This window comes from Pseudomonas sp. NBRC 111143 (assembly GCF_001320965.1).
Classification (GTDB): domain Bacteria; phylum Pseudomonadota; class Gammaproteobacteria; order Pseudomonadales; family Pseudomonadaceae; genus Aquipseudomonas; species Aquipseudomonas machongensis.
In genome coordinates, this window is the sequence record NZ_BCBT01000020.1 from 47,346 (window position 1) to 67,147 (window position 19,802).

A 19,802-nucleotide genomic window follows, 5' to 3' on the forward strand; every position below is an offset into this window, starting at 1 on the left:
AGGCTTCACCACACATCCCAACCCCTTTGGCGACCCTTCCAATGACCACCCCCAGCCATTTCTCCCCCGATCACCCGGTCCCCTCCAGCCAGCGCCTGTTCGGCGCCCGCGATCTGTTCTCGTTGTGGTTCTCCCTCGGCATCGGCCTGATGGTCCTGCAGGTTGGTGCCTTGCTCGCACCGGGCCTGGGCCTGGCGGGCTCGGTGCTGGCGATCGTGCTCGGTACGGCGGTCGGGGTGCTGTTGCTGGCGGCAGTGGGGGTGACCGGCAGCGATACCGGCCTCTCTGCGATGGCCGGTCTTCGCCTGTCGCTGGGGCGCCATGGCGCGCGTCTGCCGGCGCTGCTCAACCTGCTGCAACTGGTCGGCTGGGGATCGTTCGAGATCATTGTCATGCGTGACGCCGCCAGCCTGCTGGGCGCACGCACCTTCGGCGAAGGCAGTGCCTGGAACAGCCCGCTGCTCTGGACCCTGTGCTTCGGCGCGCTGGCAACCCTGCTGGCCGTCAGTGGCCCGTTGGCCTTCGTGCGCAAGGTGTTGCGCAAGTGGGGGATCTGGCTGCTGCTTGGCGCCTGCCTGTGGCTGACATGGAATCTGTTCGCCAAGGCCGATCTTGCCGACCTCTGGCGGCGCCCGGGCGATGGCTCGCTGTCGCTGGCGGTGGGGTTCGATATCGTCATCGCCATGCCGCTATCGTGGCTGCCACTGATCGCCGACTACTCGCGCTTCGGCAAGCGTGCCAGCCGAGTCTTCGGCGGCACCGCGCTGGGCTTTTTCATCGGCAACGCCTGGCTGATGAGCCTGGGCGTGGCCTACACCCTGGCGTTTGCTCCGAGCGGCGAGGTGAATGCCTTGCTGCTGGCGCTGGCCGGTGCAGGGCTGGGTATTCCGCTGTTGCTGATCTTGCTGGACGAGTCGGAAAACGCCTTTGCCGACATCCATTCGGCGGCAGTGTCCACGGGGCTGCTGGTGAAGCTGAAGGTCGAGCACCTGGCGCTGGTGATCGGTCTGCTGTGCACCCTGATCGCACTGTTGGCACCGCTGGCCCAGTACCAGAACTTCCTGCTGTTGATCGGTTCGGTGTTCGCGCCGCTGTTCGGTGTGGTGCTGGTGGATCACTTCGTGATCCGCCGTCGCCGCCTGCCGCAGCAGGTGCCGGGGCTGCATTGGCCGGCGCTGCTGGCCTGGCTGGCGGGGGTGGTGGTCTACCACCTGCTGGCGAACGAGGCGCCGGAGCTTGGGGCGACCCTGCCAGCCTTGCTGCTGGCAGGTGGCCTATATGGGCTGCTGGGTGCTATCCGCGGCCGGGAAACAGCTCGGGCTTGATGACGCCGTTCAGGCGCGGATAAGGGATCTTCAGTTCGACGTGGCCCATGGAATAGGGCGCGATCGCGTAGACCTCATACTTCACCACCACCGCGCCGTACGTCAGGGCGATGTGCGGCGAGCGCTTGAATGGCCAGGTCTTCACGAACTCGGCGTCCTTGTCCATGCCGGTGCTGATCAGCCAGGCGCGGTGCGACTCCTCGACGGTCTTCCAGAACGTCTCTTCCTGGCCAGGCACCAGCATGTCCTGGAGCGTGAGCACCTTGTCCTGCTTGCGTGAATAGTTGATGAAGGCCCGCCCCGGCATCCCGTGGGCACCGCCGCTGTCCAGGTAACTGGACAGCTCGACGATCACCAGTCCGTCATGCTGCTCGCGTACCTTGGCCTGCAGGTAGCTGCTGTTGCGCGCTTGTGCGCTGGCCAGGTATTGCTGCTCATACTGCTGCAATGTGGTGGGTGTGGTACCGCGCTGGTTGTCTTCGGTCAGTTGCAGCAAGCGACGCTCGACGATGGCATCGAGCTTGGGCAGCGCCGGGAAGTGCACGGTGTCGATGTTCACCAGCGGGCAATCACGCTCGCTGCAACCGGGTTTGACGTGTTCCCAGGCGTCGCGCTTGACCTCGAGCGGTGCGCGATAGTTGGGCGTGAACAAGCTCTGGCAGGCGCCGAGGGTCAACGCCAGCAGGGCGACGGCAGTCAGTTTGACGAGCGTCATGGTGATCCTTGCAGAACATGGATGATCGGCCTTGGACCGTCGGCAGGGCCTTCGGTTCGCCACTAAGCTAACAGAGTGAGGACAGCCTGTCCCGGTCGCCGGAAAGGGATGAAAGGTGGCGGCACGCAGAGTAGGATGGCGCGACGCAGTCGTTGATGTAATGAGGAATTCCATGTCAGACACCTTGAATTCGGTGCCCAAGGCGGTCGAGATCGTCGAACGGGCCAATTGCTTCCAGGGCTTCTACAAGCTCGACAAGGTGCGCCTGCGCCACGAGCTGTTCGCCGGTGGCATGGGGCGCGAGATCAGCCGTGAGCTGTTCGTGCGCCACGATGCCGTCTGCGTGCTGCCCTACGATCCGCTGCGTGACGAAGTGGTGCTGATCGAACAGTTTCGCGTCGGTGCGCTGGACAAGACCGACAACCCCTGGCTGATCGAGCTGGTCGCTGGGCTGATCGACAAGGATGAGCAACCTGAGGAGGTTGCCCACCGCGAAGCCGAAGAAGAGGCAGGCCTGAGCTTCTCCGCACTGTGGCCGATGACCCGATACTTCCCGTCGCCTGGCGGCAGTGACGAGTATGTCCATCTGTTCCTCGGGCGATGCAGCAGCGAGGGTGCCGGTGGCCTGCACGGGCTGGAAGAAGAGGGCGAGGATATCCGCGTGCGCGTCTGGTCGTTCGAGGATGCCTTGCAGGCGGTTCGCGATGGGCGCATCGCCAACGCGGCAAGCATCATCGCCTTGCAGTGGCTGGCGCTGAACCGTGACGAAGTCCGGGGGATGTGGAAGTGAACCTGCTGCGCGAACGCTACCGGGTCGACCTCGTCGGCCTGCAGGCTGCCTGCGAGGCGAACTACGCACGGCTGATGCGCCTGCTGCCGGACATGCGCACCACGCAAAGCTCGCGTCGCATCGGCATGACCCAGGGCGACCAGATGCTTGGCGTGCTGGTGCTCGACGTGGTGCTGGCCTGCCCCTACACCACCACGCTGCGGATATGCCAGGAGCACAGCCTGCCGTGGCTGCCGGTGCCGCAACTCGAAGTACAGGTCTATCACGATGCGCGCATGGCCGAAGTGGTGAGTGCCGAGCACGCTCGGCGCCTGCGCAGCATCTATCCGTACCCCAACGCGGCCATGCACCAACCCGACGAGAAGGCCCAGCTCAACCTGTTCCTCGGTGAATGGCTGAGCCATTGCCTGGCCTGCGGCCACGAGTACGAAACCGTGCGTTGAAATGTGACGTCGGTTGGTTTCGAGTATTTGCTCCAACGCTTTCTACGGCCATAATCGTGCCGAATCCGATCAAGGAGACGGCCTTTGTCGCATTCACCAATTCCTTCCGGACAGGCTCCGGTGCATGTGGTGCAGCTCACCGACGCCCACCTGTTCGCTGATCCGGCTGGCACCCTGCTGGGCCTCAACACCCGTGACAGTCTGCGCCACGTGGTGAGCCAGGTGCGTCGCGAACAACCACGCATCGACCTGTTGCTGTGCACCGGGGACCTGTCCCAGGACGCCAGCGTGGCGTCCTACGCTGCGTTCCGAGAGCTGACGGATGGTTTTGCCGTGCCGACCCGTTGGTTGCCGGGCAACCATGACGAGGCCAGGGTCATGGCGCGTGTGGCGCCAGATCTGGTCCATGCCGTTACCGACATTGGCGCCTGGCGCGTGGTGATGCTCAACTCGGCGGTGCTGGGTGCCACCCATGGGCTTCTTGAACAAGACCAGCTCTCGACCCTCGATAACGCGCTGGCGTCGGTGGGGGAGCGCCACTGCCTGGTGTGCTGCCACCACCAGCCGGTGGATATCGGCTGCGCCTGGATTGCACCGATCGGCTTGCGCAATGCCGATGAGCTGCTGCAGCGTCTGCGGGCATATCCACAGGTGAAGGCGTTGCTGTGGGGGCACATCCATCAGGAGTGGGACGAGGTCCGCGACGGTATTCGCTTGCTGGCCACGCCCTCGACCTGCATCCAGTTCGCCGCGCGCAGCGAAGACTTCAAGGTCAGTGAAGAGCAGCCAGGGTATCGCTGGCTTCGGCTGCATGCCGACGGACGGCTGGAGACCGGCGTCGAGCGGGCGAGGGATTTCGTGGTGACCCTGGATTTCAACAGCCCGGGTTACTGACAGATTTACTGCTCCTGCGAAGGTCGCGCCCGTCGTTGGATTTGAAGATTGTGTTGCGAAAATCCCACCCTTGCGCCAAAACCCGGCGAACGCGCTACACTGCGCGTCCCTGTGCCCGCATCGTCGGGCGCGAAGCCACAGATTCCGGGGGCAGCATGTCGGGTTCCATCCTCTATATCCATGGCTTCAACAGCTCGCCGCTGTCCTCCAAGGCGCGCCAGCTCGCGGCGGTGATGCAACAGCTCGGCTTGAGCGCGCAGCTGCGTGTCCCCGAACTGCACCATCATCCGCGCCAGGCGATGACTCAGCTCGAAGCGTGCATCGCCGAGCTCGGCACGCCGCTGCTGGTCGGCAGCTCCCTCGGCGGCTACTATGCCACGCACCTGGCCGAGCGCCGTGGCCTCAAGGCCTTGCTGGTCAATCCGGCCGTGACCCCGCACAAGCATTTCGACGGCTACCTCGGTACTCAGCGCAACCACTACAGCGGAGAAGCCTGGGAACTGACCCACGACCATGTTCAGGCCCTGGCCGAACTGGAAGTACCCCCGCCCCAGGACGCTTCGCGCTACCAGGTGTGGTTGCAGACCGCCGATGAAACGCTGGACTATCGCCATGCCGAGCGTTATTACCGTGCTTGTGCCCTGCGTATCGAGGCCGGCGGCGACCACAGCTTCCAAGGCTTCGCCCAGCGTCTGCCGGCCTTGCTGGCCTTCGCCGGCATTGCCAGGGCGCAGTATGACGCGCTTGATTTTTCTGTATTTTGACCTTTTTGCATTCACCAGACTGACGACGAGAACCCATGGCCAATCCCAGCGCTAGCGCCTATAACGCAGACGCCATCGAAGTCCTCTCCGGCCTTGACCCGGTCCGCAAGCGGCCGGGCATGTATACCGACACCAGCCGGCCCAACCACCTGGCCCAGGAAGTCATCGACAACAGCGTCGACGAAGCCCTCGCCGGTCATGCCCGGTCGATCCAGGTCGTGCTGCACGCCGACCACTCGCTGGAAGTCAGCGACGATGGTCGCGGCATGCCGGTGGATATCCACCCTGAAGAAGGCGTATCGGGCGTCGAGCTGATCCTTACCAAGCTGCACGCCGGTGGCAAGTTCTCCAACAAGAACTACCAGTTCTCCGGCGGCCTCCACGGTGTGGGCATTTCGGTGGTCAACGCCCTGTCGACCCAGGTCCGCGTGCGGGTCAAGCGTGACGGCAACGAGTACCAGATGACCTTCGCCGATGGCTTCAAGGCCACTGAGCTTGAGGTGATCGGCACGGTCGGCAAGCGCAACACCGGCACCAGTGTCTATTTCGCGCCCGATCCCAAGTATTTCGATTCGGCCAAGTTCTCCATCAGCCGCCTCAAGCATGTGCTCAAGGCCAAGGCCGTGCTGTGCCCGGGGCTGTCGATCAGCTTCGAGGACAAGGGCACTGGCGAGAAGGTCGAGTGGCACTACGAGGATGGTCTGCGCTCGTACCTGGTCGACTCGGTCAGTGAATTCCAGCGCCTGCCCGACGAGCCGTTCTGCGGCAGCCTGGCCGGTAATAAAGAAGCTGTGGACTGGGCGCTGCTGTGGCTGCCCGAGGGTGGCGACAGCGTCCAGGAAAGCTACGTCAACCTGATCCCTACCGCCCAGGGTGGCACCCACGTCAATGGCTTGCGCCAAGGCCTGCTCGATGCCATGCGCGAGTTCTGCGAGTTCCGCAACCTGCTGCCGCGTGGCGTCAAGCTGGCGCCCGAGGACGTGTGGGAGCGCATCACCTTCGTGCTCTCGATGAAGATGCAGGAGCCGCAGTTCTCCGGCCAGACCAAGGAGCGCCTGTCGTCCCGCGAGGCCGCGGCGTTCGTTTCCGGTGTGGTCAAGGATGCCTTCAGCCTGTGGCTCAACGCCCACCCGGAGCTGGGCATGCAACTGGCTGAGCTGGCGATCAGCAACGCCGGCCGACGCCTCAAGGCGAGCAAGAAGGTCGAGCGCAAGCGCATCACCCAAGGGCCGGCATTGCCCGGCAAACTGGCCGACTGCGCCGGACAGGATCCGATGCGTGCCGAACTGTTCCTGGTCGAGGGCGACTCTGCAGGTGGTTCGGCGAAGCAGGCGCGTGACAAGGAGTTCCAGGCGATCCTGCCCCTGCGCGGCAAGATCCTCAACACCTGGGAAGTGGACGGCGGCGAAGTGCTTGCCAGCCAGGAGGTGCACAACATTGCCGTGGCCATCGGGGTCGATCCGGGTGCCACCGACCTGTCGCAACTGCGTTACGGCAAGATCTGCATCCTCGCCGACGCCGACTCCGACGGCTTGCACATCGCCACGCTGCTGTGTGCGCTGTTCGTCCAGCATTTCCGCCCGCTGGTCGAGGCCGGACACGTCTATGTTGCCATGCCGCCGCTGTACCGTATCGACCTGGGCAAGGAGATCTACTATGCCCTCGATGAGGCCGAGCGAGACGGCATTCTCGACCGTCTGGTCGCCGAGAAGAAGCGCGGCAAGCCCCAGGTCACCCGATTCAAGGGGCTGGGTGAAATGAACCCGCCACAATTGCGCGAAACGACCATGGACCCGAACACCCGGCGCCTGGTGCAGCTCACCCTGGATGACCTCGCCGGTACCACCGAAATCATGGACATGCTGCTCGCCAAGAAGCGTGCGGGCGATCGCAAGAACTGGCTGGAGACCAAAGGCAACCTGGCCGAGGTCCTGGTTTGATTCGTCTGCTTGTCGCAACCTTGCTCGCGCTGGCCAGCCTGACGAGTTTCGCCAGCGACTGGCCGGAGCTCAAGCTCACCGCCGAGCACCCGATCGAGGGCATGCGCGGCGGTAACCTGTCGGGCCTGGCCCAGTGCCGTGGCGCCCTGTGGGGCGTCTCGGACCGCGACGACGATCGAATCTACCGGCTTGAACAGCAGGATGGCGTGTGGCGTGCCGAGGCCCTGGTCTTCACCCCGCCGCCGGTACCGGAGAGCGGGCTGCCCTGGGGGCTGAAGTCGCGAAACTGGGCAGTGTCGTTCATCCGTGGCGGCGAGCTGGATTTCGAAGGCATCACCTGTGACAGCGCGGGCAACTTCTATGTGGTCAGCGAGGCGCATGCGGCGGTGCTGCAATTGCCGGTCGAGGGCGAACCGAACTGGCTGAGGATCGATCCGGCCATGGTCCGCCAGGCCCGTGCCAGCGGCATGCTGTTGCACTTCAATGCCTTGTTCGAGGGCCTGGCCATCAATCCGGCCGGTGACCGCCTGTGGTTGGCGGCCGAGCGCGAGCGTCGGGGGTTGATCGCCGTGCAGCGTCAGCAAGCGGTATGGACCTGCGGACGCAGCTGTGTGCTGCTCAGCGAGGCAGGGGTGGAGATGCAACCGTCACAGATGCCAGGCTCGCGGGCGCTGTCGCGAGATTTCGCGGACCTTGCACTGTTCGACGGCAAACTGTTCACCCTGGAACGCAATGCCTTCCGCATTTGCCGGCGTGACGCCGACACCGGTGCGGTCGAGCGCTGCTGGTCGTTCGCCGCCGATGCCCTGGTCGACACGCGTCGCTACGACCAGCCGTTCGGCTTGGCCGAAGCTCTGGTGATCGACAAGGACGGTGCCTGGATCGGCCTGGACAACAACAACGGCACCCGTGCCGATGGTGAAAACCGCCCTGTCGTCTGGCGCTTTGCCGCGCCAGCGGGCGGCTGGAGCGCCAAGCCTTGAGTCAGCCAGCGGGCAAGCGGGCGGGCCGGGTCCTGATGGTCCTCGCCTGGGCGGCAGCGATGTTTCTTGCCACGCGCTTTTTCGGGCAGTGGGAGGATCGCCAGCAGAACCCCAACAGTGTCGTGCAGTCCGAGCGCGGCGAAGACTTTATCGAGGTGCGGCTGCTGAGCAATGGCCAGGGCCACTTCGTCGCCGATGGCGCGATCAACGGCAAGGTCGTGCACTTCATGCTCGATACCGGTGCCACCGATGTGGCGATCCCCGAGGCACTGGCTCGTGATCTGGCGCTGCAGCGCGGCGCGCCGGTGATGCTCAGTACCGCCAATGGCCGCACCGAGGGCTACCGCACACGGCTCGACAGCCTGCAGTTGGGCGATATCCGCCTGCGCGATGTGCGCGCCTTGGTGGTGCCCGGGCTGGACGGACAGACGGTGCTGCTCGGCATGAGCGCTTTGAAACAACTTGAATTTACTCAGCGCGGCGGCACCATGCTGCTGCGCCAGAACCTGAAATGACGAGGCTCGCATGAGCGACTTACTGGACAGTCTCGAAGGCGTCGAACGCCGTTCCCTGGCCGACTTCACCGAACAGGCCTACCTCAACTATTCCATGTACGTGATCATGGACCGCGCCTTGCCGCACGTCGGCGACGGCCTCAAGCCGGTGCAGCGGCGCATCGTCTATGCCATGAGTGAGTTGGGGCTGGATGCCGATTCCAAGCACAAGAAGTCGGCGCGTACCGTCGGCGACGTGCTCGGCAAGTTCCACCCCCACGGCGACTCGGCGTGCTATAAAGCCATGGTGCTGATGGCGCAGCCGTTCAGCTACCGCTACACGCTGGTCGACGGTCAGGGCAACTGGGGTGCGCCGGACGATCCGAAATCGTTCGCCGCCATGCGTTACACCGAGGCGCGGCTGTCGCGCTACTCGGAAGTGCTGCTCAGCGAGCTGGGCCAGGGCACCGTCGACTGGGTGCCGAACTTCGACGGCACCCTGCAGGAGCCGCAGGTATTGCCGGCGCGTTTGCCGAACATCCTGCTCAATGGCACCACCGGCATCGCCGTGGGCATGGCCACCGATGTGCCGCCGCACAACCTGCGCGAAGTCGCCAGCGCCTGCGTGCGCCTGCTCGACGAGCCCAAGGCGACCATCGAGCAACTGTGCGAGCACATCCAGGGCCCTGACTACCCAACCGAAGCGGAGATCGTCACGCCACGGGCCGAGATCCAGAAGATCTACGAAACCGGCAAGGGCTCGATTCGCATGCGCGCGGTGTACCGAGTCGAAGACGGCGACATCGTTGTCACCGCGCTGCCGCATCAGGTTTCCGGCGCCAAGGTGCTGGAGCAGATCGCCGCGCAGATGCAGAACAAGAAGCTGCCGATGGTCGCCGACCTGCGTGACGAGTCGGACCACGAGAACCCGTGCCGCATCGTCATCATCCCGCGCTCCAACCGTGTGGATGCCGACGAGCTGATGCAGCACCTGTTCGCCACCACCGATCTTGAAAACAGCTACCGGGTCAACGTCAACATCATCGGCCTCGATGGCCGTCCTCAGTTGAAGAACCTGCGCGCGCTGTTGCAGGAGTGGCTGCAGTTCCGCATCGGCACCGTGCGCCGGCGCCTGCAGTTCCGCCTCGACAAGGTCGAGAAGCGCCTGCACCTGCTGGACGGCTTGCTCACCGCCTTCCTCAACCTGGATGAAGTGATTCACATCATCCGCACCGAGGATCATCCCAAACAGGCGCTGATCGAGCGTTTCGAGCTGACCGAGATCCAGGCCGACTACATCCTCGAGACCCGCCTGCGTCAGCTGGCGCGCCTAGAAGAGATGAAGATCCGTGGCGAGCAGGACGAGTTGCTCAAGGAGCAGGCCAAGCTGCAGGCCTTGCTGGGCAGCGAGACGAAGCTGCGCAAGCTGGTACGCAGCGAACTGATCAAGGACGCCGAAACCTATGGCGACGATCGCCGCTCGCCAATCGTCGAGCGTGCCGAGGCCAAGGCTCTGTCGGAAAACGAGCTGATGCCGACCGAGCCAGTCACCGTGGTGCTGTCGGAAAAAGGCTGGGTACGTTGTGCCAAAGGTCATGACATCGATGCCACGGGCCTTTCGTACAAGGCTGGCGATGGCTTCAAGGCCGCAGCGGCGGGGCGTTCGAACCAGTACGCGGTGCTTATCGACTCGACCGGGCGCAGCTATTCGCTGGCAGCCCACAGCTTGCCATCGGCCCGTGGCCAGGGCGAGCCGCTGACCGGGCGTCTGACGCCGCCGCCGGGCGCCACCTTCGAGTGCGTGCTGTTGCCGGACGATGATGCGTTGTATGTGGTGGCGTCCGATGCCGGCTACGGTTTCGTGGTCAAGGGCGAGGACCTGCAGGCCAAGAACAAGGCGGGTAAAGGGCTGCTGAGCCTGCCCAATGGCGCCAAGGTGATGACGCCGCGGCCGGTCGCCGACCGCGAGCAGGACTGGCTGGCAGCGGTCACCACCGAAGGCCGCCTGCTGGTGTTCAAAGTTGCCGACCTGCCACAACTGGGCAAGGGCAAGGGCAACAAGATCATTGGCGTACCGGGTGATCGTGTGGCCAGTCGTGAAGAGTTCGTCACCGATCTGGCGGTGATTGCCGAGGGATCGACGCTTGTATTGCAGGCTGGCAAGCGTACCCTGTCACTGAAGCCGGATGACCTCGAACATTACAAAGGCGAACGCGGACGTCGTGGTAGCAAATTGCCGCGTGGATTCCAGCGCGTCGATGGCATGGTGGTGGAGCGCCCGGAGTAAACCGGTTGTTCGTCTGGAACGGCGTTTTCAGCGTCGTTCCGGGCGGAAATGCTGGAGTCCGGCGACTATTTCGCGGATGATACACCCCTTGCGGGGCCGGCGTGGCCGTGTGCCCGCGGGAATCCACACGAGTATCACTGCGGTTGCCGGGCGGCGGCCGCTTGGATGGGATGATGAAATTTCTGCGCCTTCCATTTGCGCTGCTGATGACGGGTTTGCTGGGTCTGAGCGGGTGCAGCATGCATCAGCCGGTGGCCCTGTACCAACTCGACAGCGGCGACCCCGGCCAGCCTTCGCAGGCTGCCGGCATGGCGGTCGTGCTCGGTCCGGTATCGGTAGCCGACTACCTGCAACGTGAAACCTTTCTGCAACGTCAGCCTGATGGCAGCCTGACTGCGGCGACCGACGGTCGCTGGGCCGGCAGCCTTTCGTCGGATATCGACCAGCTGCTGGTGCGCCAGCTCGCCTGGCGTCTGGACAGCCAGCGCGTCGTGCTTGCACCTGCCAACACCGGCTTCACGCCGGATGTGCAGGTGCTGCTGTCGATCACCCGCCTGGACTCGGGCGCCAACCAGCCGGCGATCCTCGATGCCCAGTGGCGCGTACTGGATCGTCGTGGCCATGTGCGCGACAACCGTATCGTCCACCTCGAGCAACAGCATGAGGGCAGCGAGGCCTCGCAGGTCCAGGCCCAGGGGCAGTTGCTGCAGAAGCTGGTCGAGCAACTGAGCGTTGCCGTCAAGCCGCTGGCGAACCAGCCAGCGGTCGCTGAAGAGGCGCCGAAAAAGCCAGCGGCTCCTGTCCAGGTCAAGAAGGAACCGGAGAAGTCGAGGATTCCGATGGCTTCGCCGATCCGCACCGATATGGAAGTCTATCGATTCTGATTCGACAGACATGAAAAAGCCCGCAGCGATGCGGGCTTTTTTGTGGGTGCCGGATGGCAGGCCTTTCGCGACTCAAGGCCGCTTCTACAACTGCACCGCGGATCAGGCCATTCAGGCCCGACGCTCATGCATCCGCGCCAACTGGCGCTCGAGCATCGACGGGTAGGGCTCCATCAGTCGCTCGACACAGCAGGCGCCTTCAGGGCTGGCGATCGGCCGAATGCGCGCGCGCTGGCGGATCAGGGCGTCGTCGCTGACCTGGCGCTCGACCAGCAGCAGGTTGCGGCTGTGTTGCGACAGCGCCAGGGCATCCTGGGCCTTCTCGGTCATCAGCAGGTCGACCTGATCCATGCCCAGCAGGTCTTCACCCAGCGCCAGGCCCAGTTGCAACTGCAGGGTGATACCGCTGTCGGCGACCTCGATCTGCAGGGCGTGGCCCAGGGCGCGCAGCAATTCGCCACAGCAGATGGCATTGGTGAGGTAGTCCTCGCCGCTGTCACGGCTGTGGAACAGCAACAGCGTGCTGCCGTCGTCAAGGGTGTGCACTTCACCCTCGTACAGCGATGCGGCCTGGTCGAGGCAGTCGCGGTAGCGCTCCAGCAACTCGGTCAGGCGCGTGCGCGGCAGACGGCGCAGTTGCTCCTGGGAGCCGAGTTGCACGGCGAGCACGGCGCTGGTGTTCGGTTCGTCAGACTCTGGGATGGCCAGAGCCTTGGGGCTGTGCACGGTGTCGTCGATCAGGTCGGCAAAGGCGTCGTCGTCTGCGTCGTCGTCCTGGGCGGCCACCCTGGCCGCTACAGGCTTGGGTGCGGCCTTGCGTGGCGGCTCCTCCACATGCAGGTCGGCAAAATCATCTTCGTCGTCTTCCTGTTCTTCCGGCTCCGGCGGTGGCGGCGGGGCCAGGCGGGCATGAAGCTGACGAGCGAGATCGCCGATTTCGTCCTGGCGCTCGATGGCCGGGGTATAGGGGTGCGGGTCACGCAGCCAGACACGCAATTGCAGCAGCGGCGTCGAGATGAAGCGGCCCAGGCGCAGGCTGAGGGTAAGCGCCAGCGCCAGCAGGATGGCCGCGAGAATGCCCATGCTCTGCAGGCTGATCAGCATCGGTTGCTGGAACTGGCTCATGTCCAGGCTGATGCGCAGTTGCCCGGCGGTCACGTCCTGGAAGGTGATCTTGGTCTGGTAGACCCCTTCGGCCTCGCCCAGCAGGCTGTTTTTTGGCCGTTGCCCGGCCTCGGCGAGGATTCGGTTGTCGACGCTGTAGATCGCCGCGTGGGCCACCAGCGGGTTCTTCACCAGATTGCCCAGCAGCACGTTGAGGCTGAGGATGTCGTTGGACACCAGCAGCTCGGTAGCCGAGGTCGCGGTCTGCACGGTCAGGCTCTGGCCGACGGCATCGGCCTGCTCGTGCATGGCCTGCTTGAACTGCAGGCCCATCACGCAGGCATAGATCACCAAGGCCAGCGCCACCAGGAAAATGTTGTGGCTGGCGATGCGCAATGCCAGGGGAATACGACGCTGGCGCAGGGCTCGGAAGATCATCAGAAAGAAGTTGTCGGTTTTGACAGGCGTGGGCCGGTTCACAGAGCGCGGCTCTTTATGGCGGAAAAGATGCTGGGCAGTATAGCGACCCGCGTTTTGTCGGCAAAGTATCGATGGCGCCCGATGGTCATGGAAAGTGGGTAGAATGCGCATTTTTCATCGAGTTGGAGCCCGGTCTTGCGCGAAATCGTCCTGATCAACATCACTGGTGAAGACCGTCCGGGTCTCACTGCGGCCATCACCGGCGTCCTGCTCCAGGGCGGTGTGAACATCCTCGACATCGGTCTTGCGGTCATGCATGGCACGTTGTCGTTCGGCATTCTGGTCGATATTCCCGACAATGAAGTCGCTACCGGCCTGCTGCAAGGGGTGCAGTCCAAGGCCCATGAGCTGAACCTGCAGGCGCGCTACACGCCAATCTCCGAGGCAGACTACCAGCAATGGGTGGACGGCCATGGCGACAATCGCCACATCGTCACGTTGCTCAGCCGCAAGGTCACGCCCGAACAGTTGCAGCGGGTGAGTGCGGTCATCAGCCAATACGGCCTGACCATCGAGCGGATCGAGCGCCTCTCGGCACGTGTGGCGCTCGACGCCAGCACCGACAAGAGCCGCGCCTGCCTGGAAATCTCCGTGCGCGGTGAACCGACCGACGCCCAGTCCCTGCGCGCCGATTTCTTCGCATTGTCGGCCGAGCAGGGTATCGACATCGCCTTCCAGCAGGATGACCTGTTCCGTCGCAATCGCCGCCTGGCGGTGTTCGACATGGATTCGACGCTGATCGAAGCCGAGGTGATCGACGAGTTGGCCAAGGCTGCAGGTGTCGGCGAACAGGTTTCGGCGATTACCGAGCGCGCCATGCGTGGCGAGCTGGATTTCCGTGCCAGCTTCAAGGAGCGCATGGCATTGCTCAAGGGCCTGGACGTCGGCGTGCTGGACGAAATCGGCGCTTCTCTGCGCCTGACCGAAGGTGCCGAACACCTGTTCGCCGAACTCAAGCGCCTGGGCTACAAGACTGCAATCCTCTCCGGCGGTTTTTCCTACTTCGCCAAGCAGGTGCAGGCACGCCTTGGCATCGACTATGTGTTCGCCAATGAGCTGGAAGTGGTGGATGGCAAGGTTACGGGCGTGGCGATCGAGCCGATCGTCGATGCCCAGCGCAAGGCTGACCTGCTGCAGGAGCTGGCGCACAAGGAAGGGTTGCAACTGGAGCAGACCATCGCCGTGGGCGACGGCGCCAACGACCTGCCGATGCTGTCGCTGGCCGGCCTAGGCGTGGCCTTCCGCGCCAAGCCGCTGGTGCGTCAGTCTGCCAAACAGGCGATTTCCACGCTGGGGCTGGATGGCGTGCTGTATCTGCTGGGCTGGCGTGACCGCGACGGGCGCGTGTGAACCGTTGAAACAGCGGGGCTGCATAGCAGCCCCAGCGATGCTGGGTCAGCCCTGTACCGGCAGCGCCAGTTGCTCGCCCATGCGCACGGCAGACCCGGCGCCCAGGGCTTCGGCCCATTTCACCTGCTCTGGCCCGAACAGCACGATCGCGGTCGAACCCAGCTTGAAACGCCCCAGTTCCGCGCCTTTTTCCAGATGGATCGGCGCGCGGCTGGCTTCGTCGTAGCGGAAGGTCTTCAGCTCGCGCTTGGGCGGTGTGACCAGCCCGGCCCAGACTGTCTCGATCGAGGCAACGATCATCGCACCCACCAGCACCACCGCCATCGGCCCGCGTTCGGTATCGAACAGGCAAACCACGCGCTCGTTGCGGGCGAACAGCTCGGGGACGTTCTCAGCCGTGGTCTGGTTGACCGAGAACAGGCGGCCCGGCACGTAGACCATCTCACGCAGGGTGCCGGCCAGCGGCATGTGCACGCGATGGTAGTCCTTCGGCGACAGGTAGATGGTGGCGAACTCGCCGCCCATGAACGGCGCGGCCAGCGCCGGGTCGCCGCCGAGCAGCTCGAGGGCGCTGAAGCTGTGGCCCTTGGCCTGGAAAATACGGCCGTGCTCGATCGGACCGAGCTGGCTGACCGCACCGTCGGCCGGACACAGGATCGCGCCCGGGGTTTCATCCAGGGGGCGCGCGCCCGGCTTGAGGGCGCGGGTGAAGAAGGCGTTGAAGTGCTCGTAGGCAGTGAGGTCCTCGACCAGCGCCTCGGACATGTTCACCTGGTAGCGTTTGGCGAACCAGGCGGTGAAGGCATTCTTGAACCAGCGTGCGCGGCACTCGGCGACGCAGCCGGCCAGGCGCGACAGCAGGTGGTGCGGCAGCAGGTGCTGGCTGATGATGAACAGACGGGATTTCATGCAGTTTCCTTAAACTTCTACAGGCGTGTCCGGGTGATTGCCCCACTCGCTCCACGAGCCGGCGTAGGCCTTGACCCGTGGATAGCCGAGTGACTTGGCCACCAGGTAGGTGAATCCGGAGCGACGGTGGGTCTGGCAGTGGGTGATCACTTCCTTGTCAGGGGTGATGCCCAATTGCTGCAGTACTTCGGCGATGTCCTTGCGAATGCGCAGGTGGTCGTTGAGGTCCATGCCTGCAGTCCACTCGAAGTTGACCGCGCCGGGGATGTGGCCGGCCTTGGCTGCCAGGACCTTCTCGCCGTTGAATTCCTGCGGGCCGCGGGCGTCCCAGACCACCAGGTCGTCGGCGCCCAGGCGGCTTTGCAGGTATTCGCGGGTGGCGGTGGGTTCGGCGCGCAGGCGCAGGCGCACAGGCGTACTGGCGGCTGCTGGCACTTCAGTGACGAGCTTGTCCGCAGGCCAGGCCTGGATGCCGCCGTTGAGGTAGTGGTAGCGCGCGTGGCCGATCACGTCGAGCAGCCAGATGAAGCGCCCGGCCCAGCCGCCGCCTTCGTCGTCGTATACCACGTACACTGCGTCGTCTCGGTGGCCTAGCTCGCTGAACAGCTTTTCCAGGTCGGCCTGGGCCGGCAGCAGGCCGGGAGCCGGAGGCTGGCCCAGCTGCGTGCGCTTGCCCTCGACGAACCGCGCGCCTGGGATGTGGCCGCTGACATAGCGGTTGGCGCTGCTCAGGTCGACCAGGATCAGCTCGGGCGCATCCAGGCGTGGCAGCAGGTCGGCGGCTTCGATCACCAGGGGCAAGCCGGAAAAATCAGTCATCCACGGTCTCCGGGGAGCAAGGGAGGTGCGATTGTAGCGCAAGGTTCAGGCATTGCGGTTGGCGAAGCTGGCCAGCGCGCGCTCGATACATTGTGCGGTTTTTCCGAAGGCCTGCACGCTCACGTCCGCAAGCGGCCTGCCGCCCTGGTCGGCGATCGCCAGCATCAATACCTGGTCGTTCACGGCCAGCGAGCGCAGCAGCAAGTGCTCGCTGGGGAACAACGCACGCAGCGGTGCGGGCAGCAGGGCGGAAAACTGGGCATGATTGTCGGGCGTCAGGCGCAGTTGCGAGGCTTTGCTCAGCAGTTTTTGCAGCAGCTTGCTCTGGCCTGGTGCCAATGTCAGCGCTGAGGCTTCGCGCGGCAACCCGGCGCTCTGCTGTACGCGCAGGCAGTCATTGGGTTTGTCGAGCAGCAGCAACAGCACCCGCTGCATGCCGCAAGCCAGCAGTGCCTCGCGCGCCTGGGTGGCCAGGTGCACGGTGTTGGTGAACGGGCTGGGCTGGGCCAGCAGGTCGCCACACAGCGTGCGCCAGCGTTGCAGGTCCTGGGCAGGTGGCGGTGGCGGGGTGAGCATGTCTGGGTGCGGGCGCCGCTGCTGCCAGGGCCAGATCAGCGCCTCGGCCGGGTGGAACAGTGCATGCCGGGCATGGTGGCGCGCGCTGGCCGCTGCTTGCTGGTGCACTTGCTGTTGCACATCATCCAGCGTGGTTTGCAGGTACATGGCGGTGAGCAGTTGCCAGCGCAGCAAGTGCGGGTTGTCCCAGCCGACCTGCGCCGACAGCGCCAGGCCGTTGGCCAGCAACACGGTGTTGGCCGGCTGGTTGAACCAGCGGCGCAGCCCGGGCTCTTCGTCCAGTCGATGCTGCTTGCTCAACTCGTCAGGCTCGCGGGCGATGTTCAGTACCTGGGCCAGTTGTTCGCGTTCTTCGAGCAGCAGGCGATAACCCTGGGTGACCCATTCCGGCAGGCGCCAGTGGGTGGCGACGGCGCGGCACAACTCCATGATGCGCACGCCGAACAGTGCATGCTCCACCTCTGAAGCCTCTTCACCCTTGTGAATGACCCGCAGTTCCCAGGTGTCGAGCAGCTTGGGGTAAGCCAGGGCCAGTGCCCACAGTGGCGAGAGGAACAGCAGGCTGCCCCAGTGGATTTCCTGCCACAGGCGCGCCAGGCGGCTGGCGAACAGGCCGTTGGCTTGCTGGGTGGCGTGCTGGCTGATCAGCAGGAATTGGCGCAGCACCGGCGGAATGTCGTCTCCCGGTATCGATGGCAGCCGCCCCATCAGTTGCAGGATGCGGCTCAGGCCCAGGCGGTTCAGGGCGATTTCCAGGCTTTCGGCGGGCTCGGCCTGGCTGGCATGGTTCGGGTGATTGGCTTCGCGCATCACGCACAGCACCAGCGACGGGCTGTCCTGCATCAGTTCGGCGATGTCGCGCAGCGAGCGGCGATTGTCGTTGATGGCCGCCAGAACCCGGTCATGACTCTCTTTGGGCACCGGCACGCGGATGCCGTCGAGCAGCCTTACCCAGGCGTCTAGAGAGGAGGGGATCTGCGCTGGCACCTTGGTTTCGATTGGCATTTTGACATCAGTCCAAACTGGCTTTTCGCATTGAGTGGCTATAGTCTGGCGCAGTTCTGCCGATAAGGAGAAGAAGAGTTTCCAAGCTTCCGCCCCTGACCCTGACCACGACAGCAAGTGCTTCCAATCTATGGCTAAAATTATCGGCATCATCGTCGTATTCGCGAGTGTCCTCGGCGGATACGTCCTCTCCCACGGCAAGATCGCGGCGCTGATCCAGCCGTTCGAAGTGCTGATCATCGGCGGTGCGGCCTTTGGCGCGTTTCTCCAGGCCAACCCTGGCTACATGACCATGCACGTCATGAAGAAGTCGCTGAAGATGTTCGGCAGCCGCTTCACCCATACGTTCTACCTGGAAGTGTTGGGCCTGATCTACGAGATTCTCAACAAGAGTCGCCGCGAGGGCATGATGGCCATCGAGGGTGACATCGAGGATCCCGCGGCCAGCCCGATCTTCGCCAAGTACCCTGCGGTCATGGGCGATGCGCGGATGACCGCGTTCGTCTGCGACTACCTGCGCATCATGTCGACCGGCAACATGGCACCCCATGAGCTCGAAGGCCTGTTCGACATGGAGCTGCTGAGCCTGAAGGAAGATCTCGAGCACCCATCCCATGCGGTGACCAGCGTTGCCGACGCCATGCCCGGCTTCGGTATCGTGGCGGCGGTACTCGGCATCGTGGTGACCATGGCCTCGCTGGGCGATGGCGACCAGAAATCCATCGGCCTGCACGTCGGTGCTGCGCTGGTCGGGACCTTCTTCGGTATTCTCGCGGCCTATGGTTTCTTCGGCCCGCTGGCCAACTGCCTGCGCCACGACGCCAAGGAAGAACTGAACGTCTACGAGGCGATCAAGGCTTCGCTGGTGGCCTCGGCGTCCGGCATGCCGCCGTCGCTGGCCGTCGAGTTCGGGCGCAAGGTGCTGTACCCGGCGCACCGTCCGAGCTTTGCCGAACTGGAACAAGCGGTTCGCGGTCGCTAAGCCATGGAGAACAATCAGCCCATCATCGTCAAGCGCGTCAAGCGCTACGGCGACGGCCACCATGGCGGCTCCTGGAAGATCGCCTTCGCCGACTTCGCCACGGCGATGATGGCGTTCTTCCTGGTGCTGTGGTTGCTGTCCACGGCCACCCCGGAGCAGAAGATCGCCATCGCCGGCTACTTCAAGGATCCGATTGGCTTCTCCGAAAGCGGTACGCCCTACGTCATCGACCTGGGCGGCTCGCCGCAGCTGGCCCCGGAAAAGACCATCAACCCGGAGGAGAAGTCCGAGCCGACGCCTGACACCAGCGTGCAGATGGACAAGGACCGGATCGAGACCATGGCCGACCAGGTCGAGCAGGAGCGGCTGCAACTGCTGCTGCAGGAGCTGCAGAACAAGGTCGAGGAAAATCCGCAGCTGCAGAAGTTCAAGGACCAGATCCTGTTCGAGATCACCCAGGACGGCCTGCGCATCCAGATCATGGACGCCGAGAACCGGCCGATGTTCGACCTCGGCAGTGCGCGCCTGAAGCCCTACTTCGAAGACATCCTGCTGGCCATGGCCGACACCATCAAGGCCGTGCCGAACAAGATCAGCGTCAGCGGCCACACCGATGCCAAGCCTTATGCCGGTACCGGTGATTTCGGCAACTGGGAGCTGTCGGCCAACCGTGCCAACGCCGCGCGGCGTGCGCTGGTGGCGGGTGGTTATCCGGATGGCCAGGTGGCGCGAGTGGTGGGTTACGCCTCGTCGTCGCTGTTCGACCGCGAAAACCCGTTCAACCCGGTCAACCGCCGGATCGACATCATCGTACTGACCAAAAAAGCGCAGCGGGATATCGAGGGCGAGCAGGGTACACCTGAGGCACCGGCCAACCCAACCCCGCCTGCCGATGCGGCGCCAGGAGCACCTGGTGCCTCCGCCGCGCCGGCCGATGGCTCGACGCCGATGCAGCCGCGTGAGCTGCGCCAGAAGCTGAACATCTTCGAGGATGGCGTGCTGAAGATGGACGAGCCCAAGGAAAACTGAGTTCGTCATCTGCAGGAGCGGCGCAACGC

18 protein-coding genes are annotated in these 19,802 nt (G+C 64.3%); 13 read left to right on the forward strand and 5 right to left on the reverse strand.

Annotated elements, in window-relative coordinates; genetic code table 11:
* The first annotated feature begins 41 nt into the window (after nt 1-41).
* Nucleotides 42-1,325, forward strand: a complete 1,284-nt coding sequence (gene cytX, locus APH44_RS13340) for a putative hydroxymethylpyrimidine transporter CytX (protein ID WP_054893159.1) — start codon at nt 42-44, stop codon at nt 1,323-1,325.
* Here the strand turns inward: cytX and APH44_RS13345 are convergent.
* Nucleotides 1,294-2,040, reverse strand: a complete 747-nt coding sequence (locus APH44_RS13345; protein WP_054893160.1) for an RsiV family protein — start codon at nt 2,038-2,040, stop codon at nt 1,294-1,296. The genes cytX and APH44_RS13345 overlap by 32 nt on opposite strands.
* 172 nt (nt 2,041-2,212) lie before the next feature.
* Here APH44_RS13345 and APH44_RS13350 point away from each other — a divergent pair, with 172 nt between their 5' ends.
* The 9 genes from APH44_RS13350 to APH44_RS13390 all read left to right on the forward strand — a co-directional run bounded on the left by APH44_RS13350 (nt 2,213) and on the right by APH44_RS13390 (nt 11,519).
* Entirely contained in the window at nt 2,213-2,830 is a 618-nt protein-coding gene (locus APH44_RS13350; protein WP_054893161.1) for an NUDIX domain-containing protein, read from the forward strand.
* The gene (locus APH44_RS13355; protein WP_054893162.1) at nt 2,821-3,273 is read left to right on the forward strand and encodes a DUF1249 domain-containing protein; all 453 of its coding nucleotides are present in this window, start codon (nt 2,821-2,823) and stop codon (nt 3,271-3,273) included. The genes APH44_RS13350 and APH44_RS13355 overlap by 10 nt, the downstream gene beginning before the upstream one ends.
* 84 nt (nt 3,274-3,357) lie before the next feature.
* The gene (cpdA, locus tag APH44_RS13360; protein ID WP_256216342.1) at nt 3,358-4,167 is read left to right on the forward strand and encodes a 3',5'-cyclic-AMP phosphodiesterase; all 810 of its coding nucleotides are present in this window, start codon (nt 3,358-3,360) and stop codon (nt 4,165-4,167) included.
* A gap of 155 nt (nt 4,168-4,322) precedes the next feature.
* The gene (locus APH44_RS13365) at nt 4,323-4,931 is read left to right on the forward strand and encodes a YqiA/YcfP family alpha/beta fold hydrolase (RefSeq protein WP_054893164.1); all 609 of its coding nucleotides are present in this window, start codon (nt 4,323-4,325) and stop codon (nt 4,929-4,931) included.
* Between the two features lie 35 nt (nt 4,932-4,966).
* The gene (parE, locus tag APH44_RS13370; RefSeq protein WP_054893165.1) at nt 4,967-6,871 is read left to right on the forward strand and encodes a DNA topoisomerase IV subunit B; all 1,905 of its coding nucleotides are present in this window, start codon (nt 4,967-4,969) and stop codon (nt 6,869-6,871) included.
* The gene (locus APH44_RS13375; protein ID WP_054893166.1) at nt 6,868-7,854 is read left to right on the forward strand and encodes an esterase-like activity of phytase family protein; all 987 of its coding nucleotides are present in this window, start codon (nt 6,868-6,870) and stop codon (nt 7,852-7,854) included. Before parE ends, APH44_RS13375 begins: the two co-directional genes overlap by 4 nt.
* On the forward strand, nt 7,851-8,369 hold the full coding sequence (locus APH44_RS13380; protein WP_054893167.1) for a TIGR02281 family clan AA aspartic protease: 519 nt from the start codon (nt 7,851-7,853) through the stop codon (nt 8,367-8,369). Before APH44_RS13375 ends, APH44_RS13380 begins: the two co-directional genes overlap by 4 nt.
* Before the next feature lie 10 nt (nt 8,370-8,379).
* Entirely contained in the window at nt 8,380-10,635 is a 2,256-nt protein-coding gene (parC, locus tag APH44_RS13385) for a DNA topoisomerase IV subunit A (RefSeq protein WP_054893168.1), read from the forward strand.
* Between the two features lie 173 nt (nt 10,636-10,808).
* A complete protein-coding gene (locus APH44_RS13390) occupies nt 10,809-11,519 on the forward strand; it encodes a membrane integrity-associated transporter subunit PqiC (RefSeq protein WP_054893169.1) in 711 nt (236 codons plus the stop codon).
* A 111-nt stretch (nt 11,520-11,630) separates the two neighbouring features.
* Here the strand turns inward: APH44_RS13390 and APH44_RS13395 are convergent, their stop codons facing one another.
* Nucleotides 11,631-13,103, reverse strand: coding sequence for a hypothetical protein (locus APH44_RS13395; protein WP_054893170.1), 1,473 nt, complete (start codon nt 13,101-13,103; stop codon nt 11,631-11,633).
* Between the two features lie 135 nt (nt 13,104-13,238).
* Between APH44_RS13395 and serB the strand changes: the two genes are divergently transcribed.
* Nucleotides 13,239-14,453, forward strand: a complete 1,215-nt coding sequence (serB, locus tag APH44_RS13400; RefSeq protein WP_054893171.1) for a phosphoserine phosphatase SerB — start codon at nt 13,239-13,241, stop codon at nt 14,451-14,453.
* A gap of 45 nt (nt 14,454-14,498) precedes the next feature.
* Here serB and asd read toward each other — a convergent pair whose 3' ends face one another.
* The 3 genes from asd to APH44_RS13415 are packed head-to-tail and all read right to left on the reverse strand — an operon-like array spanning nt 14,499 to nt 17,762.
* The gene (gene asd / locus APH44_RS13405) at nt 14,499-15,362 is read right to left on the reverse strand and encodes an archaetidylserine decarboxylase (RefSeq protein ID WP_054893172.1); all 864 of its coding nucleotides are present in this window, start codon (nt 15,360-15,362) and stop codon (nt 14,499-14,501) included.
* A gap of 9 nt (nt 15,363-15,371) precedes the next feature.
* Nucleotides 15,372-16,181, reverse strand: a complete 810-nt coding sequence (locus tag APH44_RS13410) for a rhodanese-like domain-containing protein (protein ID WP_054893173.1) — start codon at nt 16,179-16,181, stop codon at nt 15,372-15,374.
* A 45-nt stretch (nt 16,182-16,226) separates the two neighbouring features.
* The gene (locus APH44_RS13415; RefSeq protein WP_054893174.1) at nt 16,227-17,762 is read right to left on the reverse strand and encodes an HDOD domain-containing protein; all 1,536 of its coding nucleotides are present in this window, start codon (nt 17,760-17,762) and stop codon (nt 16,227-16,229) included.
* 130 nt (nt 17,763-17,892) lie between these two features.
* Between APH44_RS13415 and motA the strand changes: the two genes are divergently transcribed.
* Both motA and motB read left to right on the forward strand, forming a co-directional pair.
* The gene (gene motA, locus APH44_RS13420; protein ID WP_054893175.1) at nt 17,893-18,744 is read left to right on the forward strand and encodes a flagellar motor stator protein MotA; all 852 of its coding nucleotides are present in this window, start codon (nt 17,893-17,895) and stop codon (nt 18,742-18,744) included.
* Between the two features lie 3 nt (nt 18,745-18,747).
* The gene (motB, locus tag APH44_RS13425) at nt 18,748-19,773 is read left to right on the forward strand and encodes a flagellar motor protein MotB (RefSeq protein ID WP_054893176.1); all 1,026 of its coding nucleotides are present in this window, start codon (nt 18,748-18,750) and stop codon (nt 19,771-19,773) included.
* The last annotated feature ends 29 nt before the right edge of the window (nt 19,774-19,802 follow it).

What these genes read in the sequence shown, in the direction of transcription:
- parE (WP_054893165.1), top strand. Translation starts at nt 4,967, where the DNA reads ATGGCCAATCCCAGCGCTAGCGCCTATAACGCAGACGCCATCGAAGTC.
- APH44_RS13365 (WP_054893164.1), top strand. Translation starts at nt 4,323, where the DNA reads ATGTCGGGTTCCATCCTCTATATCCATGGCTTCAACAGCTCGCCGCTG.
- APH44_RS13345 (WP_054893160.1), bottom strand. Translation starts at nt 2,040, where the DNA reads ATGACGCTCGTCAAACTGACTGCCGTCGCCCTGCTGGCGTTGACCCTC.
- APH44_RS13410 (WP_054893173.1), bottom strand. Translation starts at nt 16,181, where the DNA reads ATGACTGATTTTTCCGGCTTGCCCCTGGTGATCGAAGCCGCCGACCTG.
- APH44_RS13415 (WP_054893174.1), bottom strand. Translation starts at nt 17,762, where the DNA reads ATGCCAATCGAAACCAAGGTGCCAGCGCAGATCCCCTCCTCTCTAGAC.
- APH44_RS13350 (WP_054893161.1), top strand. Translation starts at nt 2,213, where the DNA reads ATGTCAGACACCTTGAATTCGGTGCCCAAGGCGGTCGAGATCGTCGAA.
- motA (WP_054893175.1), top strand. Translation starts at nt 17,893, where the DNA reads ATGGCTAAAATTATCGGCATCATCGTCGTATTCGCGAGTGTCCTCGGC.
- cytX (WP_054893159.1), top strand. Translation starts at nt 42, where the DNA reads ATGACCACCCCCAGCCATTTCTCCCCCGATCACCCGGTCCCCTCCAGC.
- parC (WP_054893168.1), top strand. Translation starts at nt 8,380, where the DNA reads ATGAGCGACTTACTGGACAGTCTCGAAGGCGTCGAACGCCGTTCCCTG.
- asd (WP_054893172.1), bottom strand. Translation starts at nt 15,362, where the DNA reads ATGAAATCCCGTCTGTTCATCATCAGCCAGCACCTGCTGCCGCACCAC.
- APH44_RS13390 (WP_054893169.1), top strand. Translation starts at nt 10,809, where the DNA reads ATGAAATTTCTGCGCCTTCCATTTGCGCTGCTGATGACGGGTTTGCTG.
- motB (WP_054893176.1), top strand. Translation starts at nt 18,748, where the DNA reads ATGGAGAACAATCAGCCCATCATCGTCAAGCGCGTCAAGCGCTACGGC.